This window comes from Burkholderia sp. IO2 (assembly GCF_029522185.1).
GTDB classification, from domain to species: Bacteria; Pseudomonadota; Gammaproteobacteria; order Burkholderiales; family Burkholderiaceae; genus Burkholderia; species Burkholderia cenocepacia.
Genome location: NZ_JAKWFH010000012.1, coordinates 96,663 through 118,292, shown reverse-complemented (window position 1 = coordinate 118,292; position 21,630 = coordinate 96,663). Strand labels below are relative to the sequence as shown.

Annotated in this window: 22 protein-coding genes; 4 read left to right on the top strand and 18 right to left on the bottom strand. The window is 67.6% G+C overall.

Annotated elements, in window-relative coordinates:
- Positions 1 to 50 precede the first annotated feature (50 nt).
- The 4 genes from MMB92_RS10425 to waaA all read left to right on the top strand — a co-directional run bounded on the left by MMB92_RS10425 (position 51) and on the right by waaA (position 4,920).
- Positions 51 to 1,445: a phosphomannomutase/phosphoglucomutase gene (locus MMB92_RS10425; protein ID WP_062884035.1), complete on the top strand. Its 1,395-nt coding sequence runs from the start codon at positions 51 to 53 to the stop codon at positions 1,443 to 1,445.
- 172 nt (positions 1,446 to 1,617) lie between these two features.
- Positions 1,618 to 2,613 (top strand): lipopolysaccharide heptosyltransferase I, encoded by a 996-nt coding sequence (waaC, locus tag MMB92_RS10420; protein ID WP_277562687.1) that lies wholly within the window; start codon positions 1,618 to 1,620, stop codon positions 2,611 to 2,613.
- A gap of 23 nt (positions 2,614 to 2,636) precedes the next feature.
- The gene (locus MMB92_RS10415) at positions 2,637 to 3,521 is read left to right on the top strand and encodes a Kdo hydroxylase family protein (RefSeq protein ID WP_277562686.1); all 885 of its coding nucleotides are present in this window, start codon (positions 2,637 to 2,639) and stop codon (positions 3,519 to 3,521) included.
- A gap of 37 nt (positions 3,522 to 3,558) precedes the next feature.
- Positions 3,559 to 4,920, top strand: coding sequence for a lipid IV(A) 3-deoxy-D-manno-octulosonic acid transferase (gene waaA / locus MMB92_RS10410; protein WP_062884032.1), 1,362 nt, complete (start codon positions 3,559 to 3,561; stop codon positions 4,918 to 4,920).
- Positions 4,921 to 4,985: 65 nt separating this feature from the next.
- Here the strand turns inward: waaA and ureG are convergent, their stop codons facing one another.
- From ureG to hemN, 18 genes are all read right to left on the bottom strand, one after another.
- Positions 4,986 to 5,633: an urease accessory protein UreG gene (ureG, locus tag MMB92_RS10405; RefSeq protein WP_058901948.1), complete on the bottom strand. Its 648-nt coding sequence runs from the start codon at positions 5,631 to 5,633 to the stop codon at positions 4,986 to 4,988.
- A gap of 16 nt (positions 5,634 to 5,649) precedes the next feature.
- Entirely contained in the window at positions 5,650 to 6,330 is a 681-nt protein-coding gene (locus tag MMB92_RS10400) for an urease accessory protein UreF (protein WP_012492899.1), read from the bottom strand.
- Complete coding sequence (ureE, locus tag MMB92_RS10395) at positions 6,317 to 6,919, bottom strand: urease accessory protein UreE (protein ID WP_062884031.1); 603 nt, start codon at positions 6,917 to 6,919, stop codon at positions 6,317 to 6,319. Before ureE ends, MMB92_RS10400 begins: the two co-directional genes overlap by 14 nt.
- Before the next feature lie 18 nt (positions 6,920 to 6,937).
- A complete protein-coding gene (gene ureC, locus MMB92_RS10390) occupies positions 6,938 to 8,644 on the bottom strand; it encodes an urease subunit alpha (protein ID WP_006491061.1) in 1,707 nt (568 codons plus the stop codon).
- A gap of 29 nt (positions 8,645 to 8,673) precedes the next feature.
- Positions 8,674 to 8,979, bottom strand: coding sequence for an urease subunit beta (locus MMB92_RS10385; protein ID WP_006491066.1), 306 nt, complete (start codon positions 8,977 to 8,979; stop codon positions 8,674 to 8,676).
- Positions 8,980 to 8,987: 8 nt separating this feature from the next.
- Positions 8,988 to 9,290 (bottom strand): urease subunit gamma, encoded by a 303-nt coding sequence (locus MMB92_RS10380; RefSeq protein ID WP_006491064.1) that lies wholly within the window; start codon positions 9,288 to 9,290, stop codon positions 8,988 to 8,990.
- A 232-nt stretch (positions 9,291 to 9,522) separates the two neighbouring features.
- Entirely contained in the window at positions 9,523 to 10,398 is an 876-nt protein-coding gene (locus MMB92_RS10375; protein WP_059721580.1) for an urease accessory protein UreD, read from the bottom strand.
- A 119-nt stretch (positions 10,399 to 10,517) separates the two neighbouring features.
- On the bottom strand, positions 10,518 to 11,387 hold the full coding sequence (locus MMB92_RS10370; protein WP_048986247.1) for a nucleotidyl transferase AbiEii/AbiGii toxin family protein: 870 nt from the start codon (positions 11,385 to 11,387) through the stop codon (positions 10,518 to 10,520).
- On the bottom strand, positions 11,375 to 12,442 hold the full coding sequence (locus MMB92_RS10365; protein ID WP_277562685.1) for a hypothetical protein: 1,068 nt from the start codon (positions 12,440 to 12,442) through the stop codon (positions 11,375 to 11,377). Before MMB92_RS10365 ends, MMB92_RS10370 begins: the two co-directional genes overlap by 13 nt.
- Before the next feature lie 147 nt (positions 12,443 to 12,589).
- Positions 12,590 to 13,282 carry an urea ABC transporter ATP-binding subunit UrtE gene (gene urtE, locus MMB92_RS10360; protein WP_277562684.1) on the bottom strand — a complete coding sequence of 231 codons (693 nt, stop codon included), beginning with the start codon at positions 13,280 to 13,282 and terminating at the stop codon, positions 12,590 to 12,592.
- Positions 13,283 to 13,286: 4 nt separating this feature from the next.
- The gene (urtD, locus tag MMB92_RS10355; protein WP_059721578.1) at positions 13,287 to 14,141 is read right to left on the bottom strand and encodes an urea ABC transporter ATP-binding protein UrtD; all 855 of its coding nucleotides are present in this window, start codon (positions 14,139 to 14,141) and stop codon (positions 13,287 to 13,289) included.
- On the bottom strand, positions 14,138 to 15,325 hold the full coding sequence (gene urtC / locus MMB92_RS10350; RefSeq protein ID WP_277562683.1) for an urea ABC transporter permease subunit UrtC: 1,188 nt from the start codon (positions 15,323 to 15,325) through the stop codon (positions 14,138 to 14,140). Before urtC ends, urtD begins: the two co-directional genes overlap by 4 nt.
- Position 15,326: 1 nt before the next feature.
- Positions 15,327 to 16,946, bottom strand: coding sequence for an urea ABC transporter permease subunit UrtB (urtB, locus tag MMB92_RS10345; protein WP_124633873.1), 1,620 nt, complete (start codon positions 16,944 to 16,946; stop codon positions 15,327 to 15,329).
- A gap of 139 nt (positions 16,947 to 17,085) precedes the next feature.
- Positions 17,086 to 18,393 carry an urea ABC transporter substrate-binding protein gene (gene urtA, locus MMB92_RS10340; RefSeq protein ID WP_277562682.1) on the bottom strand — a complete coding sequence of 436 codons (1,308 nt, stop codon included), beginning with the start codon at positions 18,391 to 18,393 and terminating at the stop codon, positions 17,086 to 17,088.
- Positions 18,394 to 18,738: 345 nt separating this feature from the next.
- The gene (locus tag MMB92_RS10335; RefSeq protein WP_006488544.1) at positions 18,739 to 19,062 is read right to left on the bottom strand and encodes a rhodanese-like domain-containing protein; all 324 of its coding nucleotides are present in this window, start codon (positions 19,060 to 19,062) and stop codon (positions 18,739 to 18,741) included.
- 14 nt (positions 19,063 to 19,076) lie between these two features.
- Positions 19,077 to 19,733, bottom strand: coding sequence for a protein-L-isoaspartate O-methyltransferase (locus MMB92_RS10330; RefSeq protein WP_277562681.1), 657 nt, complete (start codon positions 19,731 to 19,733; stop codon positions 19,077 to 19,079).
- Positions 19,734 to 19,837: 104 nt separating this feature from the next.
- Positions 19,838 to 20,095, bottom strand: coding sequence for a hypothetical protein (locus MMB92_RS10325; protein ID WP_006488573.1), 258 nt, complete (start codon positions 20,093 to 20,095; stop codon positions 19,838 to 19,840).
- A gap of 96 nt (positions 20,096 to 20,191) precedes the next feature.
- Positions 20,192 to 21,583 carry an oxygen-independent coproporphyrinogen III oxidase gene (gene hemN, locus MMB92_RS10320; RefSeq protein WP_277562680.1) on the bottom strand — a complete coding sequence of 464 codons (1,392 nt, stop codon included), beginning with the start codon at positions 21,581 to 21,583 and terminating at the stop codon, positions 20,192 to 20,194.
- Positions 21,584 to 21,630: the final 47 nt, after the last annotated feature.

Sequence of the window (21,630 nt, the reverse complement as noted above, 5' to 3'; positions counted from 1 at the left end):
CCGCGCAAGCCAGACAATTTTTCATGCACGCAACCGAGAGAAGAGAATCGATGATCTCCCAATCCATCTTCAAGGCATATGACATTCGTGGCGTGGTCGGCAAGACCCTCGACGTCGACACGGCGCGCGGGATCGGCCGGGCATTCGGCAGCGAAGTGCGTGCGCAGGGCGGCGATGCGGTCGTCGTCGCGCGCGACGGCCGCCTGTCCGGACCGGAGCTGGTCGGCGCGCTGGCCGACGGCCTGCGTGCGGCCGGGGTCGACGTCGTCGACGTCGGCATGGTGCCGACGCCGGTCGGTTATTTCGCGGCGAACGTGCCGCTCGCGCTGAAGGGCGGCGAGCGCCGCGTCGATTCGTGCATCGTCGTCACGGGCAGCCACAACCCGCCCGACTACAACGGCTTCAAGATGGTGCTGCGCGGCGCCGCGATCTACGGCGAGCAGATCCAGGCGCTGTACCGCCGCATCGTCGACGAGCGGTTCGAGACGGGCAGCGGCACGTATGAAGCAATCGACGTCGCGGATCAGTACATCGCGCGCATCGTCGGCGACGTGAAGCTCGCGCGGCCGCTGAAGCTCGTCGTCGACGCCGGCAACGGCGTCGCGGGCCCGCTCGCGACGCGCCTGTTCAAGGCGCTCGGCTGCGAACTCGTCGAGCGCTTCACCGACATCGACGGCACGTTCCCGAACCACCACCCCGATCCCGCCCACCCGGAAAACCTGCAGGACGTGATCCAGGCGCTGAAGGACACCGATGCGGAGCTCGGCTTCGCGTTCGACGGCGACGGCGACCGTCTCGGCGTCGTCACGAAGGACGGCCAGATCATCTATCCGGACCGCCAGCTGATGCTGTTCGCGGAAGAAGTGCTGTCGCGCAACCCGGGCGCCCAGATCATCTATGACGTGAAGTGCACGCGCCACCTCGCGCAGTGGGTGAAGTCGAAGGGCGGCGAGCCGCTGATGTGGAAGACGGGCCATTCGCTCGTGAAGGCGAAGCTGCGCGAGACGGGTGCACCGCTCGCCGGCGAAATGAGCGGCCACGTGTTCTTCAAGGATCGCTGGTACGGCTTCGACGACGGCCTGTACACGGGCGCGCGCCTGCTGGAAATTCTCGCGAAGACGGCCGATTCGAGCGCGCTGCTCAACAGCCTGCCGGACGCGATGAGCACGCCGGAACTGCAGCTCTGGCTCGACGAAGGCGAGAATTTCCGCCTGATCGAGCAGTTGCAGAAGGAAGCGAAGTTCGACGGCGCCGACGAAGTCGTGACGATCGACGGCCTGCGTGTCGAGTACCCGGACGGTTTTGGCCTCGCGCGTTCGTCGAACACGACGCCGGTCGTCGTGATGCGCTTCGAAGCCGAGACGCAGGAAGGGCTCAAGCGCATCCAGGAGGACTTCCGCCGCGTGCTGACGGCCGCGAAGCCGGACGTCAAGCTGCCGTTCTGAGCACCGGCGGCCGGCGGGCCGCCCGTACGACGGCCGGCTCATCGGCCGGGTTTATCTTGAAAAGCGGCGCGCGCCCCGGGCGCGTGGCCGCTTTTTGTCTGTCCGGCCCTCCGGGCGGGATAAAATCCCCCCTTTATGTCTGTCGCCGGCTGCCAGCCGGCGTTTTTTCAGCGTGCAAAAGATCCTGATCGTGCGTGTGTCGTCGCTGGGCGACGTCGTGCACAACATGCCGGTGATCGCCGATATCCGGCGCCGCCACCCCGATGCGCAGATCGACTGGCTCGTCGAGGAAAGCTTCGTCGACCTCGTACGGCTCGTCGACGGCGTGCGCAACGTGCTGCCGTTCTCGCTGCGCCGCTGGCGCAAGAAGCCGTTCTCGGGGGCGACGTGGCGCGAGATCCGCGCGTTCCGCCGGCGCCTCGCGGCCGAGCAGTACGACCTCGTGATCGACTGCCAGGGCCTCATCAAGACCGCGTGGGTCGCGAGCTGGGCCCGCGGCCCGCTCGTCGGGCTCGGCAACCGCACCGACGGCGCCGGCTACGAGTGGCCGGTGCGCTTCTTCTACCGCAAGCGCGTGCCGATCGCGCCGCGCACGCACGTCGTCGAGCGCTCGCGCCAGTTGGTCTCGGCCGCGCTGGACGACCCGGCGCCGACCCCGGCCGACCCCGTCGAGTTCGGCCTCGACACGCGGGCGGCAGCGCTCGCGGTGGCCGCGCTCGGCCTGAACTTGCCGGTGCCGTACGTCGTGTTCGTCCACGCGACGTCGCGCGCCGACAAGCAGTGGCCGGACGCCGCGTGGATGGAGCTCGGCCAGGCGCTGGTGCGGCGCGGCGCGTCGCTCGTGCTGCCGTGGGGCAACGACGCGGAACGCGCGACCAGCGAGCGGCTCGCGAAGGAATTCGGCGCGGCGGCGATCGTGCCGCCGAAGCTGTCGCTGCCGGCCGTGGTCGGGCTGATCGACGGCGCGGCCGCGACGGTCGGGGTTGATACAGGTCTGGTTCACATCGCGGCCGCGCTGAAGCGCCCGACGGTCGAACTGTACAATTTCGCGACGGCCTGGCGGACCGGCGGCTACTGGTCGCCGAACGTCGTCAATCTCGGCACGGCGGGGCAGCCCCCGTCGATCGCGCAGGTGAAGTCGGCGCTCGCGGGCTTCGGCCTCCTGTAACGCTGTCCACACGCGAACCGATCATGAGCGAATCCCAGATCATCGAAGTCCCGTCCGCCGACTGGAGCGGACACAACCTGTCGGCGCCGCGCGAGCAGTTGCTGGCCGCGGTCGAGGAAGGCAAGGTGCTGTATTTCCCGCACCTGCGCTTCGCGATCGAAGGCGGCGAGGAAGCGCTGCTCGATCCGGCGCTCGCCGATCCGAAACGCAAGAACATCAGCCTCGCGCCGAACGGCGGCGCGCTCGCCGGCGTGATCGGCGACAGCGTCACGCAGTCGGCCGTGCGCGCGCTCGTCGCGCGCTTCCAGCAGCAGGCCGGCACGCTCGTCGACGGCCTCTTTCCCGAATACCGCGGCAAGCTGCGCGTCGCGCCGACGAGCCTGCGGCTGATGCAGGTCGAAACGCGCCAGACGTCGTGGCGCAAGGACGACAGCCGGCTGCACGTCGACGCGTTCCCGTCGCGGCCGAACTACGGCGAGCGCATCCTGCGCGTGTTCACGAACGTGAACCCGGCCGGCGCGCCGCGCGTGTGGCGTGTCGGCGAGCCGTTCGAGGACGTCGCGAAGCGCTTCCTGCCGAAGATCCGGCCGCAGTTCCCGGGCTCGGCGTGGCTGCTGAACCTGCTGCACGTGACGAAATCGCCGCGCAGCGCATACGACCACCTGATGCTGAACCTGCACGACGGGATGAAGGCCGACCTCGACTACCAGAAGACGTGTCCGCAGCAAACGATGCCGTTTCCGCCGGGCAGCGTGTGGATATGTTTCTCCGATCAGACTTCGCACGCTGTGATGTCGGGCCAGTTCATGCTCGAGCAGACCTTGTTCCTGCCGGTCGACGCGATGGTTCGCCGCGAATGCGCGCCGCTCGGCATTCTCGAACGCCTGACGGGCAGGGCGCTGGTTTGAGCGCGCGCCTGCTTCGACGCAATACCCGGGCGGCCGCATGCTGAGGGCGATCTATCGCGCGCTGTGGTGGCTCGTCGCGCCGGCCGCGGTCATCCGGCTCTACGTGCGCTCGCGCAAGGAGCGCGGTTATCGCGAGCATATCGCCGAGCGCTTCGGTCACGTCGCGGGCCGCTCGCGCGACGACCGCGCGCCGCTGATCTGGGTGCATGCGGTGTCGGTCGGCGAGACGCGCGCCGCGCAGCCGCTGATCGATGCGCTGATGCGCGCGCGCCCCGATGCGCGCATCCTGCTCACGCACATGACGCCGAGCGGCCGCGCGACGGGCGAACAGATCTTCGGCGATCGCGTGCTGCGCTGCTACCTGCCGTACGACATGCCGGGCGCGGTGCGGCGCTTCCTGCGTGCATGGCGGCCGACGCTCGGCCTCGTGATGGAAACCGAGGTGTGGCCGACGCTGATCGACGAGTGTCGCCGCGCGGACGTGCCGCTGGTGTTGACCAATGCGCGGATGTCCGCGCGTTCGTTCCGGCGCGCGGCGAAGTTCGGCGCGGCGACGCGCGACGTGTTCGGCGGCTTCTCGCGCGTGCTCGCGCAGAGCCCGGCCGATGCGGAGCGGCTGACGTCGCTCGGCGCCCGCAACGTGACCGTGCTCGGCAACCTGAAGTTCGACATGACGACGCCGCCGGAACTCGCGGCACGCGGCCATGCGTGGCGCGACGCGATCGGCGCGCGGCCGGTGTGGGTCGCCGCCAGCACGCGCGAGAACGAAGAGGCGCTGGTGTTGCAGGCGTTCGCGGAAATGCGTACGCCCGGCGCGCTGCTGGTGCTCGTGCCGCGTCATCCGCAGCGCTTCGCCGAGGTCGAGGCGCTCGTCGCGCGTGGCGGGCTCAAATGCGTGCGGCGCTCGGTGTGGGCGGCCGACGCGGCCGCGCTCGCAGCGGGCCGGCCGGCGGCCGACCCGCTGCCGGACGACGTGACGGTGCTGCTCGGCGATTCGATGGGCGAGCTCGGCGCGTACTACGCGGCGGCCGACATCGCGTTCATCGGCGGCAGCCTGCTGCCGCTCGGCGGGCAGAACCTGATCGAAGCGTGCGCGGTCGGCGTGCCGGTGCTGATCGGGCCGCACGTGTTCAACTTCACGCAGGCGACCGCCGATGCGGTCGCGGCCGGTGCGGCGATGCAGGTCGAGGATCCGCTCGATCTCGCACACGTGCTCGACGCGCTGTTCGCCGACAACGCGCGGCGCATCGCGATGGGCGCGGCCGGCGCGGCCTTCGCATCGCGTCACCGCGGCGCGACCGCGCGCACGGTCGACGTGCTCGCCGCGCTGTTGCCGCCTGCCGCAACCGGCGCGCGTGCGCTGCCGGACGTGCAGGACGCTCCGGACGACGACGCATAGACGGCGCGGACGGCGCGATGCCGCCCGGACTCGCGTGGCGGCGTTGCAGGGCGCCGCCGCGCCGCTCACACCGTCAGCAAACCCTTCTTCTCGATGAACGCGATCACGTCCGCGACGCCGTCGAGCGCCTTCAGGTTCGTCATCACGTAAGGCCGCTCGCCGCGCATCTTCCGCGTGTCGGACGCCATCACGTCGAGGTTCGCGCCGACCAGCGGCGCGAGGTCGGTCTTGTTGATCACGAGCAGGTCGGACTTCGTGATGCCGGGGCCGCCCTTGCGTGGAATCTTCTCGCCGCCGGCGACGTCGATCACGTAGATCGTCAGGTCCGACAGCTCGGGGCTGAAGGTCGCCGCGAGATTGTCGCCGCCGGACTCGATGAACACGATGTCGGCATCGGGAAAGCGCGCGAGCATCCGGTCGACGGCTTCGAGGTTGATCGATGCATCTTCCCGGATCGCCGTGTGCGGGCAGCCGCCCGTCTCGACGCCCATGATGCGTTCCTCGGGCAGTGCGCCCGCGACCGTCAGCAGTCGCTGGTCTTCCTTCGTATAGATGTCGTTGGTGATCGCGACGAGGTCGTAGCGGTCGCGCATCGCCTTGCACAGCATTTCGAGCAGCGTGGTCTTGCCGGAGCCGACGGGGCCGCCGATGCCGACGCGCAGCGGCGGCAGTTTCTTCGTGCGGCGGGCGGGGGAGGGAGCGGGTGCGTTCATGGTCGGGCGATGAGGTTCAGGAGCGGAACAACCGCGAATACTGGGTTTCGTGCCGCGCGGACAGGATGCCGAGCTGCGGCGCGAACGTGTTGACGGCGTCGGGCGGTGTCGCGAGCGCGCGGCGCACGGCCGCGTCGATCGCGCCGCGCAGCGCGACGATGATGCGTTGCCCGGCGAGCTGGCCGAGCGGCACGGCCTTCAGCGCGGCGGACGTCTGGTTCTCGACCCAGCCGAACGCGTACGCGGCGAGCGTCGCGTCGGCGCTGGCATCGTGTGCGGCGGCCGCGTACGCGAATGCGGTCGGCAGCGCGATCGGCGACAGCGACGCGAGCGTCGCGCGGCGTGCGGCGTCGCCCCATTCGAGCGATGCGCACAGCTGCGCGAGCGACCAGCCCATCTGTTCGGTTTCGCGGCGCAGTTCGGCCGATTCCCGGCTCGCGACGAACCACGCATTCTCGGCGGCGAGCGCGTGCGTGTCGTCGGTCTGCCAGCGGGCGAGCTGGTGTGCGAGGAATGGCAGTTCGCCGTGCGCGAGCACATCGGTCAGGCCGCTGGCAATCCAGTCGCGCGCGGAATCGGCATCACGGATCAGGTTCGCGTCGAGCGCGGCTTCGAGGCCCTGCGAATAGCTGTATGCGCCGATCGGCAGCGCCGGCGACGCGAGGTGCAGCAGCGCGACGAGTTCAGTGGTGGTCATGACCGTGGTGGCCGTGCGTGCAGCCGGGACCATGCTGATGATCGTGATCGTGATCGTGCGGATGCGCATGCCCGTGATGTTCGCCGAACACCTGCTGCGCGAGCGCGTAATCCTCGGCGAACGTCGCGTCGTGCCCGTGCTTGTGGCCGCCGCCGTACGCACCGGCTTCCGGCTGGAACGGCGCGCGTGCCTCTTCGACCCGCGTGCCGAGCCGGCGCAGCATGTCCGCGAGCACCGGATCGGCTTCGAGCTTCAGGTAGCCGTCGCCGATCTCGACCGGCGTGTGACGGTTGCCGAGATGGTACGCGGCGCGCATCAGCGTGAGCGGGTCGGCCGCGCGCACGAGCAGCACGGTTTCGGGCGCCGCGGCGACGCGCACGAGCGCGCCGTCGTCGGCGACGAGCACGTCGCCGTCGCGCAGCACGGTGCCGCGCGGCAGCAGGACCGCGACGTCCTCGCCGGTATCGAGCGTCGCCGCCAAGCGGCTCTTGCAGCGGGCGTCATAGGCGAGCGTGAGCGTCGGCGCGCGCGCGACGAGCGACGCGGCGAGTTTCACGTTCGGGGCAATACGTTTGTCGAGGGTGCGCATGAAACCGAGGATCTCGAATCAGAACAGGAAATAGCGCTGCGCCATCGGCAGCACCGTCGCCGGCTCGCAGGTGAGCAACTGGCCGTCGGCGATCACGTCGTAGGTTTCCGGATCGACGCTGATCGACGGACGCCAGGCGTTGTGAATCATGTCGGCCTTCGTCACGTTGCGGCAGTTGCGCACCGGCACGATCCGCTTCGCGAGGCCATAGCGCTCCGCGATGCCCGCATCGGCCGCCATCTGCGACACGAAAGTCAGCGACGTGCGCGCGAGCGCCCCGCCGCGCGTCGCGAACATCTCGCGATAGTGAACCGGCTGCGGCGTCGGGATCGACGCGTTCGGGTCGCCCATCTGCGCGAGCGCGATCATGCCGCCCTTGAGGATCATCGACGGCTTGATCCCGAAGAACGCAGGCTCCCACAGCACGAGGTCGGCCCACTTGCCGGGCTCGATCGAGCCGACTTCATGCGCGATGCCGTGCGTGAGCGCCGGATTGATCGTGTACTTCGCGACGTAGCGCTTCGCGCGGAAGTTGTCGTTGCGCGCGGTGTCCTCCGGCAGCGCGCCGCGCTGCACCTTCATCTTGTGCGCGGTCTGCCAGGTGCGGATGATCACTTCGCCGACGCGGCCCATCGCCTGCGAATCGGACGACAGCATCGACAGCGCGCCGAGATCGTGCAGGATGTCCTCGGCCGCGATCGTCTCGCGACGAATGCGCGATTCGGCGAACGCGAGATCCTCGGCGATCGACGGATCGAGGTGATGGCACACCATCAGCATGTCGAGATGCTCGTCGAGCGTGTTGATCGTGTACGGGCGCGTCGGATTGGTCGACGACGGCAGCACGTTCATCTCGCCGCACACCTTCAGGATGTCGGGCGCATGGCCGCCGCCCGCACCTTCGGTGTGGTACGTGTGGATCGTGCGGCCCTTGAACGCGGCGACCGTCGATTCGACGAACCCGGCCTCGTTCAGCGTGTCGGTGTGGATCGCGACCTGCGTGTCGGTGTCGTCGGCCACCGACAGGCAGTTGTCGATCGCGGCGGGCGTCGTGCCCCAGTCCTCGTGCAGTTTCAAACCGATCGCGCCGGCCGCGATCTGCTCGACGAGCGGCTGCGGCAGGCTCGCGTTGCCCTTGCCCAGAAAGCCGAGATTGATCGGCCAGCCGTCGGCGGCCTGCAGCATCCGCTCCATGTGCCACGGGCCCGGCGTGCAGGTCGTCGCGTTGGTGCCGGTGGCCGGCCCCGTGCCGCCGCCGAGCATCGTCGTGACGCCCGACGCGAGCGCCTCGTCGATCTGCTGCGGGCTGATGAAGTGGATGTGCGTGTCGATGCCGCCCGCGGTCACGATCAGCCCTTCGCCGGCGATGACTTCGGTCGCGGCGCCGATCGCGATCGTCACGCCCGGCTGGATGTCGGGGTTGCCGGCCTTGCCGATCGCGGCGATGCGGCCGTGCTTGATCGCGATGTCGGCCTTCACGATGCCCCAGTGATCGAGGATCACCGCGTTCGTGATGACGGTGTCGGGCACGTCGGCGGCCACGCGCTGCGACTGGCCCATCCCGTCGCGGATCACTTTTCCGCCGCCGAATTTCACTTCCTCGCCGTACGTGGTGAAGTCGCGTTCGATCTCGATCAGCAGTTCGGTATCGGCGAGCCGGACGCGGTCGCCCGTCGTCGGCCCGAACATTTCCGCGTACGCGCGGCGGCTCAAGCGTAGTGTCATGTTGCTGTTCCTGAAGAGCGGGGCGCGGCTTACAGCGGCCCCATCACCTTGCCCTGAAAACCGTAGACGGCGCGCTCGCCCGCGAGCGCGACGAGCTCGACGGTGCGCGTCTGGCCGGGCTCGAAGCGCACGGCCGTGCCGGCCGCGATGTTGAGCCGGAAGCCGCGCGCGGCCGCGCGGTCGAACGACAGCGCGTCGTTGACTTCGAAGAAGTGATAGTGCGAGCCGACCTGCACCGGGCGATCGCCGGTGTTCGCGACGACGAGCGAGCGCGTCGCACGGCCCGCATTCAGTTCGTGTTCGCCGTCGTCGGTGAGGATTTCGCCGGGGATCATGCGGGGCCTCACGGAATCGGGTGGTGGACGGTCACGAGCTTCGTGCCGTCGGGGAAGGTCGCTTCGACCTGAATGTCGGGAATCATTTCCGGCACGCCGTCCATCACGTCGTCGCGCGTGAGCAGCGTCGTGCCGTAGTGCATCACCTCGGCCACCGTCCTGCCGTCGCGCGCGGCTTCCATCAGCGCCGCGGTGATGAAGGCGACCGCCTCCGGATAGTTGAGCTTCAGGCCGCGCGCACGGCGGCGTTCGGCGAGCAGCGCCGCCGTGAAGATCAGCAGCTTGTCCTTTTCGCGGGGAGTCAGTTTCATGAAGGCAGACGTTCAGGAAAACGTAATTTTTATCGGTGCGCACGCAACGGGCGGGCGCGCGGTTCATCGTAGCACCGCGCTGTTTTGCGTGCGTCGTGTATCGCTTATGTAAGGAGCAAGGTGCGTGCCATGTGCATCGCATGCAGTGCGATGCGCGTTCGTGGTGCGCGATGCATGGAGAGGGTGCGGCGCGTGTCGCGCGCTGCGCCGAAACGGTGCGTGATGCGCGCGTTCAGGTTTGCCAGAGACGCAGCGGCCGCGCATCGACGCCGTGAACGATCGGCCGCAACTGCAGCCAGCAGTCGGCGAAGTGGCGCTGCAGCGCTTCCATCGACGTCGCGAGCGCACGCACGAGCACGACGCCGGGCGTCACGCAGGTGGCGCCCGCGCGCAGTGTGTCGTCGAACGGCATGCGCGCGGCAAGCGCTTCGGCGAGCGTGGCGTCGCACGCGGCGCCGGCGGCCCACAGCGTGCCGTAGACGGGAAAACCGGCGAGGCCCTGCAGCGCGCCGCGCAGCGGGTCGCGCGCGTCGAGCAGCGCGCGCTCGGTCCACAGCGGCCGGCCGTCGGCATCGACGAGCGCCGAGGTCGACGCGATGCGTCCCGCCGACCAGGTTTCGCCGGCCGCCTGCCGGCCGAGCTGCGTCGCGTCCCAGCCGATCGCGCTCGCGCCTGCGCCGAGCGTCACCGTGAAGTCGAGCGCCGCGTGCGCCGCGTCGAAGAACAGGTTGTTCTGCGGTAGCCAGTCGAGCTTCGCATGCGCGCCGACCGCGATGCCGATACGCTGCGTCGCGTCGAGACCGTTCGACTTGTACCACTTGGTCGCACCGGGCGTCGTCAGCACCGCGTGCGTGCCGTCGCCGAGCGCGATGTCGATGTCGAGCTGGTCGCCGCCCGCGACGCCGCCCGGCGGATGCACGATCACCGCGTGGCAGATCGCGTCGCCTTCCGGGTACAGTGGCCGCTGCACGCGCAGCGGGCCGTCGTGTAGCCGGTGCGCGAGCGTCGTGCGCGCACCGTGCCGCTCGAAGCCGAGTTCGAGGCGGCCGCGCCACGACTTGGCGACGGCGGGGCGGGACAGCGGGGCGTGGGAGTCAGGGGCGGACATCTTTGAACGTGGGGGGCTCGAGCAGGGATGCTACAAGAACATTAACCAAGGCGCGCGCTACTGCTGCGCATTCGAATAGCGTTGAGATGGGTCCGTGAGCGGTTGCATGTTGTCTCCGGTTACCGTCGCAACCCGAGCTCATGCAGCAGTGCGTCGACTTGTCCGAACGCATCCTGCTGCCATTGGTCCGGCGTTCGATCTCCGAGTATGCGTGTGTCCTCGACGAAGCGTCGCACTGAAGTAGGGCCGAAGCCATCTGGCGTGTCGAACTTTTCCGCAATGTAGCGGAATCCGGTGGCGCCGCTGTCGAAATCGAGCAACGGACGGCAGGCCTGCGCAAGGCCGTCGATGCCGTTGGTGTAGTTTCGAATGCAGAAATATACGTCGTACGCGTCCTTCTGCTTGAGTCGACCATTCAGTGCATAGCCTTTCATCGCAAGCAGCGCCGGAATCGAGCAAACGGCAACTTCGACCGTATTCATGCCGCCGTTCGGCATTGGCCCCGAGATTGCCGTCATCTGGTAGAAACGAGTCGCGAGATCTGCACCGTCTGCGCGTTGGACCGCGAAGTTGCCGAGCAGCGGTGGAATGCGCTTTTCGATTTCGGCATGTCGAGGCATCAGAAAATCGACGATGACGTCGATCGACGGACCACCGTCAGTTGTTGTCACGTTCCGTACAAGCTGAAAGCGCCGCAGCGTTTCGCGTTGCTCGTAGCCGTTGCCCATCAGCGCGTCGATTAGGGCGACATACGCGGTGTCCGCGAGTGCTTCCGCATCCAGACTCAGATCAATGTCGATCGTGCCCACGTGATGCATTTCATCGTTATCGAGCAGCAGCCAGGGCACGGCTCCGCCAATCACCGCAAATTTCCCTTTGAAACTGCCAAGAATCTGACCGATTTCGATCAGCACGGATTTGACCGCGGCAGTCGTTCGATCATCATAATGCGCCGCAGATTGCGGCTCCTGCGGGGTCATTGCGGCCATGTCATCGTCGCTTCACGTAAATGGTGGGCGGCTTCTTCGCCACGCTCGCCAGTGAGGGTAAGGTCGAGATAGGTCTGAACGGGGCTTGTGCAAATGGCGCCGGTAGCCGGCTCGATCGTGTCAGCAAGCAGCCCTTCATCCTTGACGAGCGTGATGACGACGTTTTCGCCGCGCGGCACGGGCTTTAGTTTCAGCGCGGCCGTCAGCCGGCCGAGGCCGGCCTGCGTTGCATAGAAGTACTGGATGGACGAGCGAGCGTAGGGCGCGATCCAGTTTGCGGCTGAGAACGATGCAAACGCTGCTGCACCAGGTATTTCCTTGTTGACCATACCGAGCGTTTCGCGCGCGTCATTTTCGAGTGCGGCACCATGCAGTGTCGTGTAGAGTGCGTGACGCTCGCCTGCCGGCGCTTCGTAGCTGTCGCGCCATGCATCGATCACGGCATCAGGTCGCGACAGATAGATTCCATCACGCGTCGTCGCAGCCCATTCTCGATTGATCAGGGCCGTGCGCACGTTGCTGACTTGCCCGATGCTCACACCGGTGACATCGGCCAGTTCCACGACTTTCCAGGCACGGTGCGGGTCGCGCAGCATCGCCCGAAGTATCTGTGCCGCCTTTGGCTTGAAAAGGGATTTGAGTTCACGACGTTCGATGACGGGGCGTTCGGTCATCTGACGCTCGATGAACACGCCGCCAAAGGCGATCTGCGCGTTTCCTTCCATGTCCAGGTACCCGACCTGATATTGCTGGCACAGCGCACGCGTACCTGGTGAAAAATAAGGGGCGATGAGGATCGGCACTGCGTCTGGTGCGCCGTATGCCGCATGTTCACGGATTTGCAGCAGTGCGTTGTTGACGTAGCGGGGTTGTCCGTTCGGTAATATTTCACAGAGCAGCTGATAGGGCGTACCGTCCGCCCGGACGTGGGCGACGAGATCGACCGGGCGACTGCTCGTCGGCAGGTCCGAGCGGATGTTGTCGATGACGACGATCGGCACACGCGACAGCACCTGTTCCAGCACGCTGCGCGCCTGGATTTCGATCCTGTTCATTGATTGGATGGATTTCAACATTCGCTGAAGAATAGCATTTCAGTGAAATCGGTCAAGTTTTCACTGGAATCCGAAGCTTCAGCGGTTGTTGAAATGGCCTATTTTAATGAAATCGTTATCGTCTCTCGACATTCGTCTAAGCCTTCACTACACCGCGATCAGCTCCCGCACGCCGTTCGTCTCCATGTCCTGTGCCTCCCCGCCCGCGACGATCTCGCCACGGCTCATCACCCAGTAGCGATCGGCGATCGATTGCGCGAAATCGTAATACTGTTCGACGAGCAGCACGGTCATCCGCGATTCGTCGACGAGCTGGCGCAGCGTGCGGCCGATGTCCTGGATGATCGACGGCTGGATGCCTTCGGTCGGCTCGTCGAGGATCAGCAACTGCGGCTCGCTCATCAGCGCGCGGCCGATCGCGAGCTGCTGCTGCTGACCGCCCGACAGGTCGCCGCCGCGCCGTGCGCGCATGTCCTTGAGCACCGGGAACAGGTCGTAGATGCGATCGGGCACTTTCGACGGCGCCTTGCGGCTCGCCGCGCCGACGAGCAGGTTTTCCTCGACGGTGAGCCGCGGAAAGATGTCGCGGCCCTGCGGCACGTACGCGAGCCCCGCCGCGACGCGCGCATACGGCGGCAGTGCGCCGAGCGCGGTGCCGCACCACGACACGCTGCCGCTTTTCGCGGCGACGACGCCCATCAGGCAGCGCAGCAGCGTGCTCTTGCCGACGCCGTTGCGGCCGAGCAGCACGGTGAGCTTGCCGTCGTCGGCGACGAGGTTCACGTTGCGCAGGATATGGCTGCCGCCGTAGTACTGGTTCAGCGCTTCGATTTTCAGCATCGCATCATCGTCCGAGGTAAGACTCGATCACCGCGTCGTCGCGCTTGACTTGGTCGAGCGTGCCGTGCGCGAGCACCGCGCCTTCGGCCATCACCGTCACGCGTCCCGTGTCGCCCGCGAGCGCCGCGACGAATTCCATGTCGTGCTCGACGACCATCATCGAGCAGGTGCCGTGCAGCGTGTTCAGCAGCTCGGCGAGTTCCATCGTCTCGTGGTCGGTCATCCCGGCCGCCGGTTCGTCGAGCAGCAGCAGCGCGGGGCGCTGCATCAGCAGCATGCCGATTTCGAGCCGCTGCTTCTGGCCGTGCGACAGTTCGCCGGCCGCGCGATACGCATGGCTTTCGAGGCCGATCAGTGCGAGCGTCTCCTCGATCTTCGCCTGCGCGGTGCGGTCGAGCCGCGCGCGCAGCGACGCGAGCCAGCCCTTGTCGGTCTGCATTGCGAGTTCGAGGTTTTCCCATACCGGATGCTGTTCGAACACGGTCGGCTTCTGGAACTTGCGGCCGATGCCCGCCCGCGCGATCTCGGGTTCGTTCATCCGCGCGAGGTCGATCGTCTGGCCCAGAAACACCTTGCCCGCATCGGGCCGCGTCTTGCCGGTGATGACGTCCATCATCGTCGTCTTGCCCGCGCCGTTCGGGCCGATCACGCAGCGCAGCTCGCCCGCGTCGATCGACAGCGACAGCTTCTTCAGCGCGCGAAACCCGTCGAAGCTCACCTCGATGTCCTCGAGATAGAGAATCGTGCCGTGCGACGTATCGATGCCGGGCGGCACGACGCGCCCCATCGACGCGCTGCCGCTGACGGTCAGCTCGTCCTCGGGGGGCGGCGTGAACTGGTAGAGCGCCGTTCCATTCATGCGCGTTTCCCCTTCGCGAGCACGGTTTCGACGAGGCCCATGATCCCGCGCGGCAGCAAGAGCGGCACGAGCACGAAGATCAGACCGAGGAAGAACAGCCAGTATTCGGCGAAGTACGCGGTGAAGACGCTCTTCGCGCCGTTTACCGCGAACGCGCCGACGATCGGCCCGATCAGCGTGCCGCGTCCGCCCACCGCGACCCAGATCGCCATTTCGATCGAGTTGCTGGGCGACATCTCGCCGGGATTGATGATGCCGACCTGCGGCACGTACAGCGCGCCGGCGATGCCGCACAGCACGGCCGACACGGTCCACACGAACAGCTTGTACGCGAGCGGGCTGTAGCCGAGGAACATCAGCCGCGTCTCGCCGTCGCGCACCGCGGTCACCACGCGCCCGAGCTTGCTCGTGACGATCGCGCGCGCGGCGATGAACGCGAGCACGAGGGTCGCGAACGTCAGCAGCAACAGCACCGTGCGCGTGCCCGGCGACGTGATCGCGAAGCCGGCGATGCGCTTGAAGTCGGTGAAGCCGTTGTTGCCGCCGAAGCCCGTCTCGTTGCGATAGAACAGCAGCATCGCGGCGAACGTCAGCGCCTGCGTGATGATCGACAGGTACACGCCCTTCACGCGCGAGCGGAACGTGAAGAAGCCGAACACCCACGCGAGCACGGCCGGCACGAGCACGACCAGCGCGAGCGCCCACGCGAGATGCTGCGTGCCGCTCCAGTACCACGGCAACTGGTGCCAGTCGAGGAACACCATGAAGTCGGGGAGGTCGCTGCCGTACTTGCCGTCGCGGCCGATCTCGCGCATCAGGTACATGCCGATCGCATAGCCGCCGAGCGCGAAGAACAGGCCGTGGCCGAGGCTCAGGATGCCGCAGTAGCCCCACACGAGGTCGAGCGCGAGCGCGGCGATCGCGTAGCACATCAGCTTGCCCGCGAGCGTCATCGCGTACGCGGACAGGTGGAACGCGCTGGCTTCGGGCGCGACGAGTGCGGCGAGCGGCACGCCGATGCCGATCGCCACGCACAGCGCGACGAGCGCGAGCCATGCGCGGCGCGACAGCAGCGCGGGGCGGGGCGGCAGGCCGAGCGCGAAGTCGTCCGCCGCGCGTCCGGCGGCAGCGGGCTTCGACGTGCCGGCGACCGGGTTCGATATCGAATCGGTGAATGAAGTCACGTCAAGCCTCCGCGCTGCGGCCCTTCGGGGCGAACATGCCCTGCGGGCGTTTCTGGATGAACAGCACGATCATCACGAGCACCGCGATCTTCGCGAGCACGGCACCCCAGAACGGTTCGATCGCCTTGCTCGCGAGGCCGAGCCCGAAGCCGCCGAGCACGGTGCCGGCGATCTGCCCGACACCGCCGAGCACGACGGCCATGAACGAGTCGATGATGTAGTTCTGGCCGAGATCGGGGCCCACGTTGCCGATCTGCGACAGCGCGCAGCCGCCGAGGCCGGCGATGCCCGCGCCGAACGCGAACGCATACGCGTCGACCCGCGCGGTCTTCACGCCGACGCAGGCGGCCATCCGGCGGTTCTGCGTGACCGCGCGCACGAACAGGCCGAGCCGCGTCTTCGTCAGCACGGCCCACGCGACGACCACCACCGCGAGCGCGAACGCGAGGATCGCGAGCCGGTTGTACGGCAGGATCAGGTTCTGCATCACCGTCACGCCGCCACTCATCCACGACGGGTTCACGACCTGCACGTTCTGCGCGCCGAACAGCATGCGCGTCGCCTGGATCAGGATCAGGCTCACGCCGAAGGTCGCGAGCAGCGTTTCGAGCGGGCGGCCGTACAGGTGCCGCAGCACGAGCCGTTCGAGCACGATGCCGACGAGCGCGGCCACAGCGAACGACACCGGCACGGCGACGAGCGGATACCAGTCGAATGCGCCGGGCGCGTAGCGCTGGACCAGCGTCTGCACGACATAGGTTGCGTACGCACCGATCATCAGGAATTCGCCGTGCGCCATGTTGATCACGCCGATCAGCCCGTACGTGATCGCGAGGCCGAGCGCGGCGAGCAGCAGCACGCTGCCGAGCGACAGGCCGGCGAACACCGTGCCGACGATTTCACCGCGGCGCTGCAGCGCGTGCAACGTATCGAGCCCGTGTTGCGCGGCGTCGCGCACGCGCGCGTCGGGCTCCGCGTAGCTGCCGTCCGCGTTTTTCGCGACGAGCGGGCGCAGTTGTTCGATCATGTCGAGATCGCTGCGCGCGGCCACCACCTGCACGGCTTCGAGGCGCTTCGCCGGATCGGGATCGTGCAGCGCGGCGATCGCCCACAGCGCATCGAGGCGGCGTTTCAGCGCCGGATCGGTTTCCTTTGCGCGGGCGCGATCGATCATCGGCTTGAGCGCCGGGTCGGGCGACTTCAGCAGCGCGTCGATCGCGTCGCGGCGCGCGGCCACGTCCGGCGACGCGAGCGCGAGACCCGACAGCGCGCCGGCGATCTTCGTGCGCAGCAGGTTGTTCAGCATCACCGGCTGCGCGTCGCCGGACGGCGTCGCGGCCTGCGTGAGCGCGTCGTGCGCGGAGTCACCGGCCTGGATCAGCAGGCGGCCGTCGCCGGTCGCGAGCGCATCGCCGCTCGACAGCGCATTGAGCACCGCAACGGCGCGCGGATCGGGGTCGGCGGCGAGCCGTTCGATCGCGGCCGTCTTCGCGTCGAAGTCGTCGCCGGCGAGCGCGGCGGTATCGGCCGCCGTCAGCGCGAACGCGGCGTGCGGCAGCAGGCCCGCGAGGGCGGCGCATGCCGCGATCGCGCGGGCGGCTCGGCGAAAGCGTGTTGGCATCGGGAAATCCTGTCGGGCGTGGGAAGCGGAGTGGGGCGGCGCTGCGCCGTTGCCGACGGTCCGTCACGGCAAGCGTGGCCGGCGCATCGGCAGCGGGCGGGCGGCACGTCGCACACGAAGCGCGACGCGCCGCTCGACGTCAGGCCAGCGCGGCGCGCTGCCGGCGCAGGAACGCCGGAATCGAGCTGACGACGTCCGGCTTGCCCTGGTTGCCCGCGATGAACGGGCTCCACGGTTGCGCGCGCACGGCCGTCTTCGTCTTCCACACGACGTTGAACTGCCCGTCGCCACGGATCTCGCCAATCATCACCGGCTTGTGCAGGTGATGGTTGCCGTCCATCGCGAGCGTGAAGCCCGACGGCGCGGCGACCGTCTGGCCGATCATCGCGACGCGCACCTTGTCGACGTTGGTGCTCTTCGCCTTCTCGACGGCCTGCTTCCACATGTGGATGCCGACGTAGGTCGCTTCCATCGGATCGTTGGTCACGCGCTTCGCGCCGCCCGGCAGGTTGTTTGCCTTGACCCACGCGGCGAACTGGTCCTTGAATTTCGTGTTGGTCGGGTTCTTCACCGACATGAAGTAGTTCCACGCGGCGAGGTGGCCGACCAGCGGCTTCGTATCGATCCCGCGCAGCTCTTCCTCGCCGACCGAGAACGCGACCACCGGCACGTCGGTCGCCTTGATCCCCTGGTTGCCGAGTTCCTTGTAGAACGGCACGTTCGAGTCGCCGTTGATCGTCGAGACCACGGTCGTCTTGCCGCCCTGCGCGAAGGTCTTGATGTTCGCGACGATGGTCTGGTAATCGCTGTGGCCGAACGGCGTGTAGACCTCCTGAATGTCGGCGTCCTTCACGCCCTTCGATTTCAGGAACGCACGCAGGATCTTGTTGGTCGTGCGCGGATACACGTAGTCGGTGCCGAGCAGGAAGAAGCGCTTCGCGCCGCCGCCTTCCGCGCTCATCAGGTACTCGACGGCGGGAATCGCCTGCTGGTTCGGCGCGGCGCCCGTGTAGAACACGTTGCGCGACATTTCCTCGCCTTCATACTGCACCGGGTAGTAGAGCAGCCCGTTCAGCTCCTCGAATACCGGCAGCACCGACTTGCGCGACACCGACGTCCAGCAGCCGAACACGCACGCGACCTTGTCCTGCGTGAGCAGCTGGCGCGCCTTTTCGGCGAACAGCGGCCAGTTCGACGCCGGGTCGACCACCACCGGTTCGAGCTTGCGGCCCATCACGCCGCCGCTCTTGTTGATGTCGGCGATCGTCATCAGCGCGGTGTCCTTCAGCGACGTCTCCGAGATCGCCATCGTGCCCGACAGCGAATGCAGGATGCCGACCTTGATCGGGCCGGTGCCCGCATCGGCCGCGTGCGCGAACGGGCTCTTGCCCGCCAGCGCGAGCGCGCCGGCCATCGAACCGAACTTCAACAGACTGCGACGTTTCATCGGGATCCCCTTGTCGTGTTGGATGTGCGTGCGCCGTGGCGGCGCTGGCCATCGTGTAACGCAAGGCATGTGCCAGTCGCGCGGATGCACGTCCGGCGTGCCTGCGCGGGGCATCGGCGGGCATCGGGGCGGTGCGGATGACGCGTGGTGCAGCATGCGCGGTCCGTTGCGGTGCAGACGCGCGGGCGCAAATGGTGCACGGCGGTGCCGCGGCGCGGGAAACGACGGAACGGCGCGCGGAAAAGAGAAACGGGCGCGCAATGCGCGCCCGTTCGGCGGATCGGTGCGGCCGGCGGCGGGGGCCGGGCGGCGCGGCGGCGCGTGATGCGCGGCCGGAAGGATCGGTCAGTAGCGCGGCACGGACGGATCGACGTCGCGCGACCACGCGTCGATCCCGCCTTGCAGGTTGTACAGCTTGGTGAAGCCGCGCGATTCGAGGAACATCGCGACTTGCGCGCTGCGCATCCCGTGATGGCACACGCAGACGATTTCCGCTTCGTCGTCGAGCTCTTCGCTGCGCGCGGGAATCTGCTGCATCGGAATCGACACGCTGCCGGCGATCTGCGCGGTCGCGATTTCCCACGGCTCGCGCACGTCGAGCACGACCGGCGCGGGGCGCGCCGTGTCGCCGAGCCATTCCGCGAGCATCGCGGGCGTCAGGATCTGCATGGAGGCTCCGCCGCTCAGAACTTGAAGCGCGACGGCTCGATCGCGTTGACGAGATGGTCGATGTACGTTTCGAACACGTCGGCCACGCGGTACTGCTTGTCGTCGATGCGCGTGATGATCTGCGCCTTCATCACCGGACGGCCGCCGACGAACGCCGACAGGCGGCCGCCGACCTTGAGCTGTTCGAGCATTTCCTGCGGCACGACGGGCAGGCCGCCCGCGACGCAGATCACGTCGTACGGCGCCTTCGCGGCCCAGCCGCGCGAACCGTCGCCGAGCACGACTTCGGCGTTGGTCACGCCGTCGTTGCGCAGGTTGTCTTCCGCGAATTTCGCGATCGCCGGATCGATCTCGACGGCCGTCACGTGCTGCGCGCGATGCGCGAACAGCGCGACGAGGTAACCCGAGCCCGCGCCGATCACCAGCACGTTCTCGTGCTTCTTGACGCCCAGCTCCTGCAGCACGCGCGCTTCGACGCGCGGGAACAGCATCTTGCTGGCGCCGCCGGGCAGCGGCAGTTCGAGATCGGCGAATGCGAGATCGCGGTATTGGGCCGGAACGTAGTTTTCACGCTTGACGATCGACAGCAGGCCCAGGACATCCAGATCCAGCACGTCCCACGGACGGATCTGCTGTTCGATCATGTTGAAACGCGCGTTTTCGATATTCATGGTGTGGTCACGCAGCCAGGTCGGCCATCAGCGGGGATAGAGAAACTTCGTGATTGTACCAAAGGGCACGGCCGCGAAGCCTTCAGGCGGCCTGCAACAGACCTTTACCCCTTGCTCTTCTTGATCTGCGCCTCGAACGCGAGGTCGAGCTTGCTCGCCTTGCGCGGTTTTTTGGGGCCGAATTCGTCGACGAACTTGACGAATTCGTCGAGCGGCAGCGGCTCGCAGCGCTTCTCGGCGGTGCCGCCCGAGCGGTCGACGAGATAGAACAGGCCGCCCGCCATCGCGACGGCCGCGAATTGCGGGTTGCCGGAGCGGGTCTTCAGGCGTTCGACCGCGTGGGTCGCTTTGGTGGTGCGCATCTTGGGGGCTGGCGAAGCGGGTGTAAGCCTCACACTGTATCAAACCGGCCGCCTGCTTGCGGCCGGCGGCCCGCCCGTGGCCGGCGCGAACCGGCCCTAAACCGTGCGCGAGTAGCGCTGCCGCGGCGTCTGGCCGAGGTATGCATCGAACGCCATCGCGATGTTGCGTACGACCATCCGGCCGGCCGGGTGGATCGTCAGGCGGTCGCACGCGATCGTCAGCAGCCCGTCGCGCTCGAACGGGCGCAGCGCGTCGAGCTCGCGTGCGAAATGATCGGCGAAGCGGATACCGTGCGCGGCTTCCACATGCGAGAACGGCAGTTCCAGGTTGCACATCAGTTGCGTGATCACGTCGCGGCGCAGCCGGTCGTCCGGCGTGAGCCGCACGCCGCGCGCGATCGGCAGCCGGCCCGCGTCGAGCGCGGCGCCGTACGCGGGCAGGTCCTTCGCGTTCTGCGCGTAGACGTCGCCGACCTTGCCGATCGACGACACGCCGAAGCCGATCAGGTCGGTATCCGCACGCGTGCTGTAGCCCTGAAAATTGCGCTGCAGCGTGCCGTTGCGCTGCGCGCGCACCAGCTCGTCGGACGGCCGCGCGAAGTGGTCCATCCCGATGTATACGTAGCCGGCCGACGTCAGCATGTCGATCGCGAGGCCGAGCAGCGCGATGCGTGTTTCGGGCGGCGGCAGCGTCGCATCGTCGATCTGCCGCTGCATCTTGAACAGGTGCGGCATGTGCGCGTAGCCGAACACCGACAGGCGATCGGGCGCGCGTTCGATGATCGTCTCGAGCGTGCGCGCGAACACCGCGACCGTCTGGTGCGGCAGCCCGTAGATCAGGTCGACGCTGACCGAATGAAAGCCCGTCGCGCGCGCGGCGCCGAGCAGGTCGGCGGTCATCGCGAGCGGCTGGATGCGGTTGATCGCCTGCTGCACGACCGGGTCGAAATCCTGCACGCCGAGGCTCAACCGGTTGAAGCCGATCGTGCGCAGGTGCACGAGCGTGGCCGGCGTGACCGTGCGCGGGTCGATCTCGATCGAGAACTCGGCGTCGGTATCCGGCGCGAGCGAGAAATGCTCGCGCGTGGCCGCCATCAGCTCGGCCGTTTCGTCGTCGGACAGGAAGGTCGGCGTGCCGCCGCCCCAGTGCAGTTGCGTGACGGGGCGGGACGGATCGAACAGCGCGGCCTGCAGCGCCATTTCGCGCTTGAGCTGGTCGAGATACGGGCGCGCGCGGCGGCGGTTGTTGGTCGCGATCTTGTTGCAGCCGCAGTAGAAGCACGCGGTGTTGCAGAACGGGATGTGGAAGTACAGCGACAGGTCGCTCGACGATGCGCCGGGGTCGCGCGCCGCGCGACCGTAGTCGGCCGGGTCGAAATCGTCGCGGAACTGCAGCGCGGTGGGGTACGACGTATAGCGCGGCCCGTTCGCGCCGTATTTCGCGAGTAAATCGGGACGGAACATCGTGTCGGCAGAACCAGAACGCATGGCGGTCTCGCGCTTTTTGGGATGCTTCCGAGTATATGAACGCGCGA